This is a genomic window from Acidimicrobiales bacterium, from assembly GCA_036491125.1.
GTDB lineage: Bacteria > Actinomycetota > Acidimicrobiia > Acidimicrobiales > AC-9 > AC-9.
On the sequence record DASXCO010000048.1, the window covers coordinates 1 to 17896 of the forward strand.

Consider the following 17896-nt stretch of genomic DNA (forward strand, 5'->3'; position numbering starts at 1 on the left):
GACGACCCGACGAACCAACGTGTCGCCGAGTTCGTCCAGAGCGAGCTGAGCGCCGTTGGGCTGAGCGTCACCATCCGGGGCGTGCCCCTCAGCCAGGTCTTCAACTACGCCAGCACGCCGCCCGACCAGATACCCGATCTCCTGGTGTGGACGGTGAACCCCGATGATGCCCACCCGGACAGCTGGGCCCGCATCTTCTCGAACACGAACGGTTCGCTGAACGAGCTGCATGGATCGGTCCCCCAGGCTGACGCGCTGATGGATGCCGGGCTGCATTCCACCGACCCGGCGACGATCCAGCAGAGCTACGCCCAGGCGGGGACGCTCATAGCCAATTCGGGTGAATGGATCAGCATCGCCGACGTCAAGGACACGGTCGTGTCCCACGCCGGGGTCTCCGGCTGGTACTTCCAGCTGCCCACGGGGGACACCGTGGTGCTCGGGCAACTGGCCTTCTCGGGGGGGTCCACAGGGTGACGACGCTGCTGCGCACGCCGCGTCTGCGGAGGGCGGACCCCGTGGGCGTGGACGAGGTCCCGGCGGAGTCGGGCGCGGGTGTGCCGCGCCCGACCCCCGGGTCGTGTCTGGCCGATATCAACGACCTGCATGTGTCGTTCGAGCGCGGCGGGGATACCGTACGAGCCGTCCGGGGAGTGACGCTGCACGTGGCGGCGGGCGAGATCCTCGGGCTGGTGGGGGAGTCGGGCTCGGGGAAGACCGTGCTCGGGTTGTCGCTGCTCGGGCTGCTCCCCGATCGCCCGAGTCCTGCCGTGTCGGGATCGGCGGTGGTCTGCGGGACTGACATGGTGGCGGCCTCGCCCGAGGACCGCCGGCGGTCACGACGGCTCCACCTCGGCGCGGTGTTCCAGGATCCGATGACGTCGCTCAACCCGACCATGCGGGTGGGCCGTCAGGTGGCCGAGGCAGCGGGCTCGGCGGCCGCAGCCGTGTCGCTGCTCGACTCGGTGGGGGTGCCCGACGCCCGCCGCCGCTACGACGCCTACCCCCACGAGCTGTCGGGCGGCCTACGGCAGCGGGTCATGATTGCCATGGCCGTCGCCGGGCCCCCCTCGCTGGTGATCGCTGACGAGCCCACGACGGCGCTCGATGTAACGGTCCAGGCGCAGATCCTCGAGCTTCTGCGCCACCTGTGTGAGGAGCTCGGTACGAGCTTCCTGCTCGTTACCCACGACCTCGGCGTCGCCGCCCAGGTGAGCGACCGCATCGCCGTGCTCTATGCGGGCCGTCTCGTCGAGGTGGGCGCGGCGGCCGACGTCTTCACGTCGCCCGAGCATCCGTACACGGCGGGGCTCCTACGGTCACGTCTTCGGCTGGACGACAACCGTCGCGGCCCGATCGCGACGCTCCCCGGCGAGCCACCCGATCCGCGGGCCCATCCGCCCGGGTGTGCCTTCGGCCCGCGCTGCGGGTGCCACGACGATGCCTGCGACGTCGCTGTGCCCGAGCTCGTGACGATCGACCTCACCCGGCGGGGTGGAGCGTCGCAAGCGTCGGGCCCCCGATCTCGGCAGGTGGCGTGCGTCCACGTCGGCGGATCGTCCACGGTGCCAGCACCGGGGGTCTCGCCAGGTCCTTGGGTCGAGCCCGGGCACCGGCTGCCCGGGGGACGGCCGCTCGGGGTGCTCGTGCACGACGTGCACAAGTCCTTCGCAGTGAAACGAGCGCGTCCGGCCGACGGAGGCGAGCCTGCACGGGGCGTGCGACGCAGGACGAAGCTGCAGGCGTTACGCGGCCTTGATGTCGAGCTCATGGCGGGCGAGGCGGTGGCCCTCGTCGGCGAGAGCGGCTGCGGCAAATCGACACTGCTGCGCGCCATCGCAGGGCTCTTGCCCGTCGAGGCCGGCTCGATCGAGTTCGGGCACGGGGCGCGTCCGCAGATGGTGTTCCAGGACGCGGGTGCCTCGCTGACGCCCTGGCTCACAGTTGGCGAGCTCGTGGGCGAGCGACTGCGCGAAGAGCGCATCAGTCGCGCCGATCGCGCCGATCGGGTGGAAAGGGCCCTCGTCCAGGTCGGCTTGTCGGGCGAAGTGGCGAAGGCGAAGCCGGCCCAGCTCTCGGGCGGGCAGCGGCAGCGGGTTGCACTGGCGCGGGCCATCGTGGTCCCTCCCGAGGTGCTGCTGTGCGATGAGCCGACGAGCGCCCTCGACGTGTCGCTGGCGGCCACCGTGTTGAACCTCATCGGCAGCCTCCGGCGCGAGCTCGGGATGGCCGTGTTGTTCGTGACCCACGACCTCGCCGCGGCCCGCATGGTGGCGGACCGAATCGCGGTGATGTACCTCGGAAGGATCGTGGAGCTCGGTGCCTCCGAGGACGTCTGCGCCCGACCCGGTCACCCGTACACCCAGGGACTGCTGGCTGCCGTCCCCGAGCTTGGGCGCAGCGGAGCCAGGGTGGAAGGGGAGCCGGCGAGTCCCCTCGATCCGCCGTCGGGGTGCGTCTTCCACCCTCGATGCCCGATGAGGATCGATGCGTGCGCGGACCGGGACCAGGCGCTGGTGAGGCTTGCGGGCGACGCTGAGCGGGCGGTGGCCTGCTTCCGCCGGTCGGACGAAGAGCCCGGCGAGGGAGCCGATGGACCGGACGAGGAAGGGGCAACCGTCGGCGCCCGGACTTCGGAAGCCGACCAGCAAGGAGGGGCACATGGCAGTCGCTGAGGCCTACGTCGGCACGCTGCCAGGCCGGGGGTTGGCGGGCCTGCGCTCGCTGCGTGCTGCGAGCGGTCGGATGTCGATCGGTGACCGCGTCGGGCTGGTGGTGTTCGGCCTCCTGATCGTGGCAGCGCTGGCCGCGCCGGTCCTCGCCCCGCACGATCCGTCGCAACCGGCGGGGATCTCGTTCGCTTCCCCGTTTCACGCCAGCTCGTGGTTCGGCACCGACGAGGTGGGCCAGGACATCTTCAGCAGGGTGCTCTACGGCCTGCGGGCCAGTCTGCTCGCCGCCGGGGCAGTCATCGCCTCGGGAGTGATCATCGGCGGGACAGTGGGGCTTATCGCCGGCGCCGTCGGGGGCTGGGTGGACGACCTCCTCATGCGCTTCACCGATTTGTTTCTAGCGCTGCCGGGACCGATCCTGGCCATCGCGGTGGTCGCCGCGCTCGGCCCCGGTTTCGCTCATACGCTCATCGGCGTTGCCATCGTATGGTGGCCGTTCTACGCCCGCATCGTGCGGGGCGAGATCCGCGCCCTGGCGGCGCGTCCTCACCTCGAGGCCGCCCGCCTGGCGGGGGTTGGACCCGTACGTCGGGCATGGCGCCACCTGCTCCCCGGCGCCGTGCCGGCCGTGCTCGTGACGGCGAGCCTTGATGTCGGCAACCTCGTCATCACACTTGCGGCCTTGTCGTTCCTCGGCCTCGGGGCACCTGCTCCGGCGCCTGAGCTCGGGTCGATGGCGGCACGGGGCATGCAGTATCTGCAGCAGGAGTGGTGGGTGCCGGTGATGCCCGCCATCGCCGTGTTCGTCGTGGCTCTCGTCGCCAATCTGGCAGGAGATGGCATCCGAGACCTCATGGGGGACCGATGACCAGGCTCTTGGCCAAGCGGCTGGCGGCGATGGTCGTGATCCTTCTCATCTTGTCGGCCGTCGTGTTCGCTTTGCAGAAGGTGAGCCACACCGACCCCGTTCACGCCTACCTCGGCGCCAACGCGTCGAAGGCGGCCATCGCCCACGAGAGCCACGTCCTTGGCTACGACAAGCCGCTCGTGACCCAGTACCTGCACTACGTCGGGGGCCTGCTCCACGGTGACCTCCAGACGTCGCTTCGGACTCGCCGACCGGTGGCCACCGACATCGGTGCCTACATCGGCGCCACTGTCGAGCTCACGGTGGCGGGCCTGGCACTCGCCGTCCTCCTGGGCGCCCTGCTGGGCTTGGCGTCGGCCGGCAGGTGGCGGGGGGCGGGGTCACTCCGTGCCGTGATGCTGTCGGGGGCGTCGGCACCGTCGTTCCTCTTGGCGTTGCTCGGTATCCTGCTGCTCTACGGCAAGCTGCACTGGCTGCCGGCTACGGGCGACACCAGCTACACCAATGCGCCGAGCGGTCCCACGGGTGTGGTTGTCGTGGATACGCTGCTCCACGGGCAGTTGGCCATGTGGTGGGACGCCGTTCGCCATCTCATTCTGCCGGCGGTGTGCGTTGCCCTTGCGGCCGCGGTATCGATCGGCCGGGTCCTGCGCACGTCGCTCGTGACCAACCTGCGGTCGGATTACGTCCGCACTGCGCAGGCCAAGGGACTGTCGGGAAGGACCGTTCTCTTCCGACATGCGCTTCGCAACTCTGCCGGCGCGGCGCTGGCCATGACCGGCCTCCAGGCGGGGCTCATGTTCGCCGGTATCGTCGTCATCGAGACCGTCTTCGCCTGGCCGGGCATCGGGCTCTACACCGACCAGAGCATCCCGGCGGCCGACTTCCCGGCCATCGCCGGCGTGACGGTCGTGCTGGGTGTCGGCTACGTCTTCATCAACACCGTGGTGGACCTCCTCCAGGCCGCCGCTGATCCTCGCGTGGCGCTGGCGTGAGCACGGACTCGCACCCCGTGGGGAACATCCCGGAGCGCCAGCCGGGCCCGATCCGGATCAACCGCTACGCGTTCGAGCTGGCGTGGACGGGTATCCAGACGTTCCTCAAGCTGCCGCTCTGCCTCACCCCCGAGGACCTGAGTGCAGGTGGCGTCGACGTCGCCATCGGTGGCGTCCCCTGGGACGGCACGGCCACGACCCGCTCCGGCACCCACCTCGGCCCTCAGGCGATCCGGTCGTGCGACCACATTCCGTCACCGCCCTACCAGCGGCCCCACCTCCACGTCCGGGTCGATCCGCTCCAGCACCTGACCGTGTGTGACTACGGCGACGCCGAGGTGATCATCGCCAGCCCTGATCGGACGTTCGCCAACGTCCGGTCCTTCGTCGGCGAGATCGTCGGAGCGGGAGCCATTCCCATCATCCTGGGCGGCGACCATGGCATCACCTGGCCGGCGGCCACCGCCGTGGCGGATGCGTACGGGCACGGGTCGATCGGTGTGGTCCACTTCGACGCCCACGCTGACACGGCGCCGGAGTCCCAGGGAGTGCTGGCCGGTCATGGCACGCCGATGCGCCGCCTCATCGAGAGCGGCGCCGTGTTGGGACGCAACTTCGTCCAGGTCGGGCTGCGCGGCTATTGGCCCGGGCCGGAGGTCGTGGCCTGGATGGAGGAGCAGGAGATGAAGACCCACTTCATGGCCGAGGTCCAGCGCCATGGCTTTGACACGGTGCTGGAACGGGCGGTGGACGAGGCACTGTCGGGCACGGCTCGCCATCTCTACATCTCGGTCGACGTGGATGCCGTCGACCCGGCCCACGCGCCGGGTACCGGATCGCCCGAGCCCGGCGGACTCACCAGCGCACAGGTCCTGCGAGCCGTGCGCCGTCTGGCGGCCGAGGTGGGGATGGTGGCCATGGACGTGGTCGAGGTCAGTCCCCCGTACGACGTCGGCAACAACATCACCTCGCTGTTCGCCCACCGCTGTGTCCTCGAGGGGCTGACGGGGACGGCGATGCGCCGCATCGGGCTCACCGGGCGCGACTACCTCGACGAGCGCGCCGCCGAGGGCCCGCCGGCCGCTACCACGGGCTCTCCGGCGTCAGTGCCGACGAGGTCCGGACCTGCGTCGACACCCCTGAGCGGTGGTCAATCACCCAAGGAGGCAGCGCCCGATGAGTGACTGGCGGGTGCACGACCGCCACGGCCCCGAAGCCAAGCGCGCCCTCGAGGCGGAGGCCCTCATCCCCACGACCGCGTGGGAGGAGGAGGTGGCGAGGGGCCTCGAGCTCGGCCTGCCGGGGGCCGACTCGATCGTGGACAAGGCCATCCCGACCTTCAGCCGGGGCGAGCTGCCGCACTTCGCCGGCATCAACACCTTCTTGAAGGCGCCGTTCTGCGAGGACGTCCGCCGCTGCGGGGAGTACGACGTGGCGGTCCTCGGTGCCCCCCACGACTCTGGCACCACCTATCGGCCCGGCACACGGTTCGGGCCCGAGGCGATGCGACGGATCTCCGGCCTGTACGGGCCCTACAGCTTCGAGCTGGGCGTGGATCTCCGCGAGTCGATCACCATCGGCGACGTCGGGGACATCTTCACGATCCCCGGCAATATCGAGAAGAGCTTCGACCAGATCTCCCGGGCCGTCTCGCATGTCTTCGAGTCGGGCGCCTTGCCCGTCGTGCTCGGTGGGGACCACTCGATCGGGTACCCGACAGTGCGGGGCGTCGCCCCGCATCTCCAGGGCAACCTGGGCATCATCCACTTCGACCGCCACGTCGACACCCAGGAGACCGACCTCGACGAGCGGATGCACACGACGCCCTGGTTCCATGCGACGGATATCGCCAATGTTCCGCCCCGCAATCTGGTCCAGCTTGGCATCGGAGGCTGGCAGGCGCCGCGACCGGGTGTGAAGGTGGCCCGGCAGCGAGAGACCACGATCATGACCGTCAACGACTGCGTGAACATGGGCATAGAGGCGGCGGCCGAGCGTGCGCTCGAGGTCGCGTGGGACGGGGCAGAGGCCGTCTGGCTCTCCTTTGACGTCGACTGCGTCGACGCCGCCTTCGTGCCGGGCACCGGCTGGCCTGAACCCGGCGGTTTCCTTCCTCGGGAGATGCTCCAGCTCGTCCGGGCTGTCGCCGCAGGTGGTCTCGCCGGCATCGAGATCGTCGAGTGCTCGCCTCCGTACGACTCAGCCGACATCACCTCGCTGCTCGGCGTGCGCGTGGTGTGCGACGTGCTTGGGACTCTCGTGCTGGAGGGCCACCTGCCCCGGAAGCGACGATGATGGCGAGCCAACTGGTGACCGAGCCGACCGACGCCGCGCCGTACCGGGGGCTGGACGAGCGGGACTGGTATCGCTCGGAGGCGGCCCTGGAGCTGGAGCGGCGGCAGCTGTTCTCCCGTTCCTGGGCTCTGGTGGGGATCGCCGATGAGATCGAGGCACCCGGAAGCTACCTGACGGTGAGCCTGGGGGAGATTCCGCTCGTCGTGGTCCGGGGCGCTGACGGCCTGCTGCGCGCATTCCACAACGTGTGCCGTCACCGCGGTGTCGTCCTCCTGACGGGTTCGGGGTGCCTGGGACGCTTCGTGACCTGCCCCTATCACCAGTGGAGCTATGGCCTCGACGGCACCCTCAAACGGGTTCCCCAACTCGACGAGCAGTTCCCCGGCCTCGACACGGCGAGGTGGGGTCTACGACCTGCGGCGGCGGCCGAGTGGCACGGCATGGTCTTCGCGAACCCGGACCCGGACGCGGCCGCCCTCGACAACGCGCTCGGCGAGCTCGGACGTCGGCTCGACGGCTACCTGTCCGGTCCACTCGTCGAGGTCGGTCGCGCCGAGTACGTCGCCGCGTGCAACTGGAAGTTCCTGGTGGAGAACCACGTCGACGTCTACCACCTCTGGTACCTCCACAACCGGTCGCTAGCCATGTACGAGCACGGCGAGTTCTCGTGGGACATGCTGGGCGACAGCTGGTGGAGCCGCGAGCCGCTGAAGGACCGATCGGCGGCTCGGTCCAGGCTTGGGTGGCTCGAACGGCCTGAGCGCGAGGGGATTGGCGCCCACCTCCTGTTCCCGAACTTGATGATCGTGACGACGGGGGACTTCTTCGCCACCTACGATGCCGTGCCCCTCGCCCCGGACCGGACCCGGCTGACGCTGCGCATCCGATCGGCGCCGGGTGCCGATGGCGATTCCCTCATCGACGACGTGCGCTCGTTCATGGCGGAGGACATCGAGATCTGCGAGCGGCTCCAGGACGCGACCGGGTCGCCGTTCTTCGAGGTGGGCCCCACGGCGGCGACGCACGAAGAGCCCATCCGCCGGTTCCACGCATCTCTGGGGCGGGCGCTGCGTGCCTGAGGGTGCTCGACCGCGTCCCCTCACGGCACGGCCCACCACTGGGCGCCCGGTCACGGGGCCTGCGGGGGCAACTGGGGTGAAGCGGGTCGTGCTCCTCACCCTCGGGTGGGAGGAGCTGCCCAAGTCGTGGTCGGTGTTCGGGGCGCCGCCCGACGAGCGACTGCGCGAGCCAGTCCCCGGTGTCCTCGTGGAGGTGGACGGGGGCTGGGTCCTGCTCGACACCGGGTTCAATCCCGCCCTCGTCCGCGACGAGCAGCTCCGCCGGAGGTTCCACGACCGGTTCCACCGCATCGTCCCGGTGCTCCCAGCCGGTGGCGACCCACTCCTCGACGCCCTCGATGAGGCCGGCGTGCAGGTAGACGAGATCGGCGCCGTAGCCGTGAGCCATCTGCACAACGACCACGCCGGCGGCCTCCGCCACTTCGCCGGGCGTAACGCTATCCACCTCCAACGCGACGAGCTTTCCTTCGGTCTGACGCCAGAGGCGGAGAGGCACGGCATCTTCCGCGTCGACTTCGACGACCCGGCGATCGACTGGCAGCTGGCCGACGGTGACGCAGAGGTGGCGCCGGGCATCACCGCGGTCAAGACGGCGGGGCACACGCCGGGCCACCAGAGCTTCATCGTCCGCTACGATCAGTCGCTCGGCGGCGGGGGGTTCGTCTTCGCCTTCGACGCGGCCGACCTGACCGAGAACATCGACCAGGAGCTGGCCATCGGGGGCGTCATCGGATGCGACCCGGCCGAGACGGTCGCGAACATCCGCCGGCTGAAGGCCATCGCCGTCTCGGAGAGCCTGCAACTGGTGCCGGGCCACGACCCAGATGTCTGGCCGCGGCTCACAGAGGACCTGAGCGTGGCCGGCGGGGGGCCTCGGGGATCATGAGGCTCAGCCCCCACGAACAGGAGCGCCTGCTCGTCCATGTGGCCGCCATGGTGGCGCGCGACCGGCGCGCCCGAGGCGTCCGCCTGAACCATCCCGAGGCTGTAGCGATCCTCACATCGTTCGTCCTCGAGGGGGCGCGAGACGGTCGGCGCGTGGCGGACCTGGCCTCGGCAGCCCGCGGCGTGCTCACCCGGGGCGAGGTCATGGACGGGATCGCGGAGATGCTTCCCGAGCTCCACGTCGAGGCCACATTTCCCGACGGCACGAAGCTCGTGGCCGTCCACCAGCCGATCCCTTGAGCCTCTCGCCCCACCCCGACGAGGCGGCGCCGATCGTGCCGGGCGAGGTCCTCTTCGCGGACGGCCCGGTCAACGTCGCCAGCACAACGCCGATCCAGATACCGGTGACCAACCTCGGCGACCGCGCCGTCCAGGTCGGGTCGCACTACCACTTCGCCGAGGCCAACACGGCGTTGTCCTTCGACCGCGACGCGGCCCGTGGCATGCGTCTCGGCATTCCGGCAGGCACGGCCGTTCGTTTCGAGCCGAACATCGAGCGGATAGTTGACCTCGTCCCTCTCGCCGGCGGCCGCATCGTGCAGGGACTGCGGGGGCTCGTCGCCGGGCCGCTCGACGGCCCATGACGTCCCTGGCCCGCGACCGCTACCACGCGCTTTACGGCCCAAGCACCGGCGACCGCATCCGGCTGGCCGACACTGACCTGCTAATCGAGGTCACCGAGGATCTCTCGGGCCCGGGAGACGAGGCGGTGTTCGGTGGGGGCAAGGTGGTGCGGGAGTCGATGGGCCAATCGATCGCTTGCCGCGCCGAGGGCACCCCGGACCTGGTCATCACCGGGGCGGTGGTCCTCGACCACTGGGGCGTGGTGAAGGCCGATGTGGGCGTTCGGGACGGGCGCATCGTGGCGCTGGGCAAGGCCGGGAACCCCGACATCATGTCCGGCGTGCACCCCGACCTCGTGATCGGGCCGTCCACCGAGGTCCTGTCGGGGAACGGCAAGATCCTCACCGCTGGCGCTGTCGACTGCCACGTGCACTTCATCTGCCCTCAGATCATCGATGAGGCGCTCGGCGCCGGGGTCACCACCCTGATCGGAGGCGGCACCGGTCCGGCCGAGGGGTCGCGCGCCACCACCGTGACGCCCGGTGCCTGGCACCTGGAGCGGATGCTGCAAGCCCTCGATCCGTACCCGGTGAACGTGGCGCTCCTCGGCAAGGGGAACACCGTGTCCGAGGAAGCTCTGTGGGAGCAGCTGCGCGCCGGGGCGTCCGGCTTCAAGCTGCACGAGGACTGGGGATCCACGCCGGCAGCCATCGACGCGTGCCTGCGGGTGGCCGACGCAGCTGAGGTCCAGGTCGCGCTGCACGCCGACACGACCAACGAAGCCGGGTTCGTGGAGGACACGCTGTCGGCGATCGCCGGGAGAACGATCCACGCCTATCACACGGAGGGGGCCGGTGGCGGTCATGCTCCCGACATCCTGGCGGTGGCCTCGTTCCCCAATGTCCTCCCGTCGTCGACGAACCCGACAATGCCGCACACCGTGAACACGGTCGACGAGCATTTGGACATGCTCATGGTGTGTCATCACCTGAACCCCCGCGTCCCCGAGGACCTCGCCTTCGCCGAGAGCCGCATAAGGGCGACGACGATCGCGGCGGAGGACGTCCTGCACGACATGGGGGCCATCTCGATGCTGGGATCCGATTCCCAGGCCATGGGCCGGATCGGCGAGGTCGTCATCCGGACCTGGCAGACGGCCCACACGATGAAGCACCGGCGGGGCCCGTTGGCCGGAGACGGGGGGGCGGACAACCTGCGGGCCCGACGCTATGTCGCCAAGATCACCACGTGCCCGGCAGCAGCCCACGGGCTCGACCACGAGATCGGCTCGGTCGAGGAGGGCAAGCTGGCCGACCTGGTGCTCTGGGACCCGGCCTTCTTCGGCGTGCGCCCCCATGTGGTGTTGAAAGGGGGGATGATCGCCTGGGCGGCGATGGGCGACGCCAACGCCTCCATCCCCAGTCCTCAGCCTGTGCTACCACGCCCGATGTTCGGTGCTTCGCCGCCCGTCGCGGGCGCGTCGAGCGTGGCCTTCGTGGCTCCGGCGGCGCTCGAGAACGGCGTCGCCGAGCGCCTCTGCCTCGATCGCCGTGTCGTCCCCGTTCGGGACGTCCGCAAGCTGACGAAATCGGACCTCCGGCTGAACGCGGCGCTGCCGTCCATCGAGATCGACCCGGACTCGTTCGCCGTACGGATCGACGGCGACGAGGTGGAGCCATCCCCGGCCGAGTCACTGCCGATGGCGCAGCGCTACTTCCTCTTCTGAGCCGTGATGAGGATGCTCAGCTCTCTGTCGCCGATCTCACCCCTGCTGCTGCTGGCCGACGCCCGGTTCCCCGCTGGGGGCCATGCTCATTCCGGCGGAATCGAGGAGGCGGTCGCGCGCGCCGTGGTGGAGGACGTCACGACGCTGGGGCCGTTCCTTGCCGGGCGGCTCGCCACGAGCGGTCGTGTCGCAGCGGCTGCGGCGGGTGCAGTGTGCGAGCGGTCTCTGCGCGGTCTGGCGGCGACGGATGGTTGCGCCCTGAGACAGCTGTGGCTGGATGTTGACGCCGAGCTCGACGCCCGGTACCCATCGCCCGCTTGGCGCAGCGCATCTCGCACGCAGGGAGCGCAGTTCCTGCGGGGTGCCCTCGCGGTGCTCGGAGGGCCGATCCTCAGGTCACTCCGGGAGCATGCACCTCGTTCTCCTCATCACGCGGTGGCCATGGGAGCGGCGGCCGCGGCAGCGGGGCTCAACCCGCGAGAGGCGGCCGTCGCCGTTGCGTACTTGTCGGTCGCGGGGCCGGCGTCGGCCGCCGTCCGGTTGATCGGCCTCGACCCGTTCGAGATCACGCGGGCCGTCGCCGCGCTCATGGGGGAGATCGACGAGATAGGGATCGCTGCGGCCCAGCAAGCGCACCTTCCGCTGAAGGAGCTCCCCGCGGCGGCGGAGCCGGTGAGTGACCTCCTCGCCGAAGCACATCTCCGACGGAAGGAATGTCTCTTTGCCTCGTGAGAACCATCATGGTCGACCGCTCCGCCTCGGCATCGGGGGCCCGGTCGGAAGCGGCAAGACGGCGCTGGTCGCCGAGCTGTGCAAGGCCCTGGTCGGCCGAATCGATCTGGCCGTCGTGACAAACGACATCTACACCACCGAGGACGCTGATTTCCTGCGCCGTGCGGGGGTGCTCGACGCCGAGCGGATCGCGGCCGTGCAGACCGGGTGTTGCCCCCACACTGCGATCCGCGATGACATCACCGCGAACCTGGATGCGATAGAGCGGGTCGAGGGCGCGTTCCCAAACCTTCAGCTGATCGTCGTGGAGAGTGGCGGGGACAACCTCACTGCGACCTTCAGCTCCGGGCTCGTGGATCGTCAAGTCTTCGTCGTCGATGTCGCTGGGGGTGACAAGGTGCCGCGCAAGGGTGGTCCCGGCGTGACTCGATCCGACCTGCTCGTGGTCAACAAGGTCGACCTCGCTGCGCTGGTCGGCGCCGATCTGGGAGTCATGGAGTCTGACGCCAGGGCCATGCGGGGGCGAGGTCCCGTCGTGATGACGTCCTTGCGGACCCGTCACGGCGTGGCCGAGCTCCTCGGCTGGATCGAGGGTTGGGTGGACCCGGCGGGACGACAATCGGCCGACCTCGCAGCGAGGGTCAACGCGAGCCCCGGATGACCACGGACGCAAGGGCCGTTGGCGTGCAACCGCCAGGCATCGCATGCGCGAAGCGAAGCGAGCTCACCGGCTCGGTGCTGGTCGAGGTGGTCAAGCACGGGCGCGGGCGTTCTGCGGTATCGAACATGCGGGCTTCGGGGGTTCTCGGCATTCGGGATACTCCCTGGGGGCTGTGGATTGTCGGTACCGGCGCTCAGCCGATCGGTGGCGACCGCCTGTCCGTCGAGCTCGACCTGGGGCCGGGGAGCACGATGTTCGTTCGCTCCGTGGGGGCATCCGTGGCCCGAGCCGGACCGAGGCAAGGCGTTGAGTCGGTCGCAGCTGTCGACGCTCGCGTAGCCGCCGGGGCCACATTGGTCTGGGCGCCCGAGCCCGGCATCGCTGCTCAGGGAGCGCGCCACCGTTCGTGCGGCCGGGTCGCACTGGCTGCTACCAGTCGCCTGGCCTGGCTGGACGAGGTCGTTCTGGGACGCGCCAGCGAGGGTCCTGGAACGTGGGTTACCTCGATGCGGATCGAGCGGGCGGGCAGGGCCGAGCTCGCCTTCGAGCTGGGGTCCGGTCCTGGCGCCCGGGGCTGGGGTGCTCCGTCCGTGCTCGATGGGCGTCCTGTCGCTGTCACCCTCGTCGTGGTCGACCCGGATCGGTCCCTGCCGCCGGATGCCTCCGACATGATCGAGGAGGTCGATGCCGTCGGCACGATCCTCCCGAGCGCGTCAGGGTCGGCGGTGCAGCTCGGGGTGTGGGGAGAGACCCTCGGGTCATGCCGGCGTGTCGCGTCCGACTTGCTTGCGCGGTTCGGACCGCCACATTGGCTGCCCGAGATCTGGCCGTAACGGGCCGTTCATACGACAGGAATTGTTGAGCAACACTCGACTCATAGTGTCCCGACCGAAGGGGCCCTGTTGTCGCTGGGACGGACTGGGGCACGAGGACGACTCGCACGGAGGACAACGTGAACGAGACGACAGTCGCATCGCGGGGCGGGGCAGGAGAAGGTACTGCCGACGGACGCTCACCGACAACCCGATCGTCGCGCCGTTTCAACAAGCTGGTAGCGAGCGAGACGATGGAGGACTACTCACTACGCTACGCCCCCCGTTCATTTCGGCGGTGGAGTGAGTTCGTCGTGGCGTCCACGGCGCTCGGCGGCATCGCTTATCTGGCTGACTATGCGATCGGCGGATCGATCTTCGTGACCCACGGCTTCTCCAGCGGGATCTGGGCGGTCGTGGCGGCGGCCGTGGTCATATTTCTGACTGGTGTGCCCATCGCCTATTACGCGGCCAAGTACGCCATCGACATGGACCTGCTCACCCGGGGTGCTGGATTCGGCTATCTGGGCTCGACGATCACCTCCCTGATCTACGCCACCTTCACGTTCATCTTCTTCAGCCTTGAAGGCTCGATCATGGCCCAGGCCCTGCAGAGCTCGATCGGGCTGCCGCTGCCCGCCGGCTATCTGATAGTCGCCCTGGCGATCATCCCTCTGGTCGTGTTCGGGATGACGTTCCTGTCGAGGATGCAGGTCGTCACCCAGCCGATCTGGGTAGCGCTCATGATCGCCCCGATCGTGGCCGTCCTCGGGACCCATCCACACTCCCTGGCCGCATGGACACACTTCGGCGGGAAGGCCGCCGGCGGGTCCTCTTTCAACCTCGTCGGCTTCGGGCTCGGCGCTGGCGTGGCCCTCTCGCTCATCGCACAGATCGGCGAGCAGGTCGACTACCTGCGGTTCCTCCCGCCAAAGACCGCCGACAACAGGCGACGGTGGTGGTCGGCGGTCCTCACCGCTGGGCCAGGCTGGGTCGTGCTGGGTGCCATCAAGCAGATGGCGGGCGGTTTCCTCGCTTTCTTCGTCTTCCACCAGGTCGGTGCGTCAAAGGCGGTGGAGCCGATCATTCAGGTCCTGGGCGGCTACCAGGTGTTCGTCCCTGGCGCCGCCCTCGCCATCGCCGCCTTCTACGTCATCCTGTCCCAGATCAAGATCAATGTGACCAACGCCTATTCGGGCTCGCTGTCGTGGTCCAACTTCTTCTCGCGTGTGTTCCACACGCACCCTGGGCGGGTGGTGTGGATCTTCTTCAACGTCGGCATCGCGCTGGGACTCATGGAAGCAGGCGTCTTCGGCTTCCTGAACTCGGTGCTCGGGTTCTACTCCAACGTGGCCATCGCCTGGATCGGCGCCGTGGTGGCCGACCTGGTCGTCAACAAGCCGCTCAAGCTCAGCCCGTCGTACATCGAGTTCAAGCGGGCCCACCTCTACAACGTCAATCCCGTCGGCTTCGGCTCGATGCTGGTGGCCTCCGGGGTGTCGATCGCCGCCTACTTCCACGCCTTCGGCCAAGTTCTCTACGCATTTTCGCCCTTCCTGGCGCTTGCGATCGCTTTCATCATGTCGCCGTTGCTCGCCGTCGCTACGAAGGGGAAGTACTACATAGCTCGAGAGGACACCCTGCGGGCCGAAGCCGACTCGGCGCCAGAGTCCACGCTGACGTGCGTCACCTGCGAGCAGGACTACGAGCTTCCCGACATGGCCCAGTGCCCATTCCACGGCGGCGCCGTCTGCTCGCTGTGCTGCACGCTCGAGAAGGACTGCCACGACGCCTGCAAGCAGACAGCCACCGTTCCGGTCGAGGCTGGGGCGCCGGTCGCCGTCGGCGGCCCATAGCCCAGAAAGGAGAGGAGGACACAAGATGTGGCACGGAGACATCAGCTCGAGCCCCGACACTGTCGGGCTCGCAGTCGTCAACTACAAGATGCCCAGACTTCACACGACCGAGGAGGTCCTCGCCAACTGCCGGCGTATCGCCGACATGGTGCGAGGGATCGCGTCCGGCTTCCCTGGCCTCGATCTGGTTGTCTTCCCTGAGTACAGCACGCACGGGATCATGTACGACCGGGAGGAGATGTTCGGAACCGCCTCTACGATCCCAGGATCGGAGACGGAGATCTTCTCCGAGGCCTGCCGGCAGGCCGGCGTGTGGGGCGTGTTCTCGCTCACGGGCGAGCGTCACGAGGAGCACCCCTCCAAGAACCCGTACAACACGCTGGTCCTCATCGACGACCAGGGCGCCATCGTGGGCCGCTACCGCAAGATCCTGCCGTGGGTCCCCATCGAGCCCTGGTACCCGGGGGAGGAGACGACTGTCGTCGAGGGGCCAAAAGGGCTGCGGGTGAGCCTCATTGTGTGCGACGACGGCAACTACCCCGAGATCTGGCGGGACTGCGTCATGAAAGGGGCGCAGCTGGTCGTCCGCTGCCAGGGCTACATGTATCCGGCCAAGGAGCAGCAGATATTGGTGGCCAGGGCGATGGCCTGGATGAACAACTGCTACGTGGCCGTGGCCAACGCCTCCGGCTTCGACGGTGTCTATTCCTATTTCGGACACTCGTCGATCATCGGCTTCGACGGGCGGACGCTCGGCGAATGCGGCACGGAAGAGAATGGCGTGCAGTATGCCGGGCTCTCGGTGCCGGCGATCAACGACGCCCGCAAGCACTGGCAGTCGCAGAACCACCTCTTCAAGTTGGTGCATCGCGGCTATACGGGCGTCCACCAGTCCGGGGACGGCGAGGCGGGCGTCGCAGAGTGTCCGTTCGAGTTCTACCGCACGTGGGTCAACGACCCCGCCCTCGCGCAGAAGCGGGCCGAGGCGATTACCCGGTCCACTCCGGGCGTTTGATGCGACGCCCGGCTGTTGCAGATGGGGGAGTGGGCGAGATCTGAACTCGATCACCGGCCTCCAGGCAGGATGTCGCGGTGCACCACCCGACAGACAGCCGTCCACCGATTCCTAACCAGTGCGTCAAGCGGCTGACATCCTCACAGCATCAGGACCATCGCCGCGCCAAGCCGCGAGGACGGGACGGTCCCTTGGGCGGATGACGCGGGCTATCGTCGGCTCGTGGCTGAGCAAGCGCTCTACCGCCGGCCGTCTTGGCTGCTGTTTGCGCTCGAGATCCCTCGAGCGACGGCCGACGCCGCTGTGCTCGGACCTGCCTGGCCGGTGCTGAGGCTGGCACCGCATGGCGATGGCCACCCGGTGCTCACCCTGCCCGGGTTCACCGCCTCCGACGTCTCGACCCGGATCCTCAGGTGCTTCCTCAGGAGTCGGGGCTACCACGTCCACGCCTGGCGGCTGGGACGAAATCTGGGGCCCAACCCGGTGACAATCGAGGGTCTCCGAACCAGGGTTCGTCAGCTGGCCGAGGAGCATCGGCGTCCGATGAGCCTCGTCGGTTGGAGCCTCGGGGGCATCTACGCCCGGGAGATCGCTCGGGCAGCGCCCTCGGCGGTGCGCCAGGTCATCACGCTGGGCAGTCCGTTGCGGCTTCGCGATCGAAGCGGCAGCAACGCCGGCGCCTTGTTCGAAGCTCTGCGTGGTTCTCAGCGGGAGAGTCATCCGCCCGAGCGCCCACCCGAGGAGGCACGTGGGCCGTTACCAGTCCCCACCACCGCCATCTTCACCCGCAGTGATGGAGTCGTGCCATGGCGAGCCTGTCTCGAGATCCCCTCCAACACGAGCGAGAGCGTCGAGGTGTTCGGTAGCCACAGCGGACTCGGTTTCAACCCGGCGGCGCTCTGGATCATTGCTGACCGGCTAGCCCAGCGTGAGGGCGCTTGGCATCCTTTCCAAGTTCACGGAGTGGCTGCTCCGCTATTCCGGCTTGAGCGAGAGCGACAACAATCCTGAGACTCGCGCCCCAATCCCTCGCGCGCCCGAGGCCCATGCCCCGCTTCACCGGCCGTCCCGATCAGAAGGTTCAGGCGAGGCGGAATGCGCTAGCACCCGATGCGTTCGTCCCCCGGCCCAGACCAGGGTGAATAAGATGGGGCCATGGCGCGGTTCCTCACTCGCCTCAGCCTGGCGATCATCGCCGTCGCCACCCTCTACCCCCTTGCTGGAGCAAAAGCCGTCAGTTCAGGTGAGCTCCTTGCAGCCACTCCGTCACCAACACTCCATGAAGCCCAAATCGGCCTCAGCCAGGGTCCAGTACTAGACCGAGGCGAGCTGCTTCCGCGCCGGGGCTCGGTCCAGAGTCGGGTCCGAGCTGATCGGTCAAGCGATCCCTCAACCCGCCCTCTCCCGTTGGCCGGCGGTCTGTCCCTGGCAGTTTTGGCCATAGCGGTGTTGTGGAGCGCGCACCGCCGTGGTGGCAATACTCGCCGCTGGGAAGGTGTCGGCCCCCGCGGGCCACCACCGCCTCTCGCGCTGAACGCCGCCTAGCGCAACTCCCAATCGCACTGCGGGGTCTGGGTTCTGCCCCCGCGCCGATCTAGACGTGAATCCCTGATTGCCTCAGGGCCACCGTCGTCGATCTCGATGTGAGCGCGCTGGACGACCAGTTCATTGCCCGG

Annotated in this window: 17 protein-coding genes; all 17 read left to right on the top strand. The window is 68.7% G+C overall.

Annotated features, from left to right (window positions below):
- On the top strand, positions 1-477 hold a 477-nt coding region (locus VGF64_03710; protein HEY1633839.1), incomplete at its 5' end, for a hypothetical protein.
- On the top strand, positions 474-2675 hold the full coding sequence (locus VGF64_03715; protein ID HEY1633840.1) for an ABC transporter ATP-binding protein: 2202 nt from the start codon (positions 474-476) through the stop codon (positions 2673-2675). The genes VGF64_03710 and VGF64_03715, both read left to right, overlap by 4 nt.
- Complete coding sequence (locus tag VGF64_03720) at positions 2662-3540, top strand: ABC transporter permease (GenBank protein ID HEY1633841.1); 879 nt, start codon at positions 2662-2664, stop codon at positions 3538-3540. Before VGF64_03715 ends, VGF64_03720 begins: the two co-directional genes overlap by 14 nt.
- Positions 3537-4535: an ABC transporter permease gene (locus VGF64_03725; GenBank protein HEY1633842.1), complete on the top strand. Its 999-nt coding sequence runs from the start codon at positions 3537-3539 to the stop codon at positions 4533-4535. Before VGF64_03720 ends, VGF64_03725 begins: the two co-directional genes overlap by 4 nt.
- Positions 4532-5719 carry an agmatinase family protein gene (locus tag VGF64_03730; GenBank protein HEY1633843.1) on the top strand — a complete coding sequence of 396 codons (1188 nt, stop codon included), beginning with the start codon at positions 4532-4534 and terminating at the stop codon, positions 5717-5719. Before VGF64_03725 ends, VGF64_03730 begins: the two co-directional genes overlap by 4 nt.
- Positions 5712-6830, top strand: coding sequence for an agmatinase family protein (locus tag VGF64_03735; GenBank protein ID HEY1633844.1), 1119 nt, complete (start codon positions 5712-5714; stop codon positions 6828-6830). Before VGF64_03730 ends, VGF64_03735 begins: the two co-directional genes overlap by 8 nt.
- A complete protein-coding gene (locus VGF64_03740) occupies positions 6827-7909 on the top strand; it encodes an aromatic ring-hydroxylating dioxygenase subunit alpha (protein HEY1633845.1) in 1083 nt (360 codons plus the stop codon). The genes VGF64_03735 and VGF64_03740 overlap by 4 nt, the downstream gene beginning before the upstream one ends.
- Before the next feature lie 76 nt (positions 7910-7985).
- Positions 7986-8795: an N-acyl homoserine lactonase family protein gene (locus tag VGF64_03745; protein HEY1633846.1), complete on the top strand. Its 810-nt coding sequence runs from the start codon at positions 7986-7988 to the stop codon at positions 8793-8795.
- Positions 8792-9094, top strand: coding sequence for an urease subunit gamma (locus VGF64_03750; protein HEY1633847.1), 303 nt, complete (start codon positions 8792-8794; stop codon positions 9092-9094). Before VGF64_03745 ends, VGF64_03750 begins: the two co-directional genes overlap by 4 nt.
- Positions 9091-9438, top strand: a complete 348-nt coding sequence (locus VGF64_03755; protein HEY1633848.1) for an urease subunit beta — start codon at positions 9091-9093, stop codon at positions 9436-9438. Before VGF64_03750 ends, VGF64_03755 begins: the two co-directional genes overlap by 4 nt.
- Positions 9435-11144: an urease subunit alpha gene (locus VGF64_03760; protein HEY1633849.1), complete on the top strand. Its 1710-nt coding sequence runs from the start codon at positions 9435-9437 to the stop codon at positions 11142-11144. Before VGF64_03755 ends, VGF64_03760 begins: the two co-directional genes overlap by 4 nt.
- A gap of 6 nt (positions 11145-11150) precedes the next feature.
- Positions 11151-11876 (top strand): urease accessory UreF family protein, encoded by a 726-nt coding sequence (locus tag VGF64_03765; GenBank protein ID HEY1633850.1) that lies wholly within the window; start codon positions 11151-11153, stop codon positions 11874-11876.
- A complete protein-coding gene (gene ureG, locus VGF64_03770) occupies positions 11866-12537 on the top strand; it encodes an urease accessory protein UreG (GenBank protein HEY1633851.1) in 672 nt (223 codons plus the stop codon). The genes VGF64_03765 and ureG overlap by 11 nt, the downstream gene beginning before the upstream one ends.
- Positions 12534-13370 (top strand): urease accessory protein UreD, encoded by an 837-nt coding sequence (locus VGF64_03775; protein ID HEY1633852.1) that lies wholly within the window; start codon positions 12534-12536, stop codon positions 13368-13370. Before ureG ends, VGF64_03775 begins: the two co-directional genes overlap by 4 nt.
- Before the next feature lie 119 nt (positions 13371-13489).
- Positions 13490-15205 carry a hypothetical protein gene (locus tag VGF64_03780; GenBank protein HEY1633853.1) on the top strand — a complete coding sequence of 572 codons (1716 nt, stop codon included), beginning with the start codon at positions 13490-13492 and terminating at the stop codon, positions 15203-15205.
- Positions 15206-15230: 25 nt separating this feature from the next.
- On the top strand, positions 15231-16220 hold the full coding sequence (locus tag VGF64_03785) for an aliphatic amidase (protein ID HEY1633854.1): 990 nt from the start codon (positions 15231-15233) through the stop codon (positions 16218-16220).
- Positions 16221-16442: 222 nt separating this feature from the next.
- Positions 16443-17231: an alpha/beta hydrolase gene (locus VGF64_03790; GenBank protein ID HEY1633855.1), complete on the top strand. Its 789-nt coding sequence runs from the start codon at positions 16443-16445 to the stop codon at positions 17229-17231.
- Positions 17232-17896 lie beyond the last annotated feature (665 nt).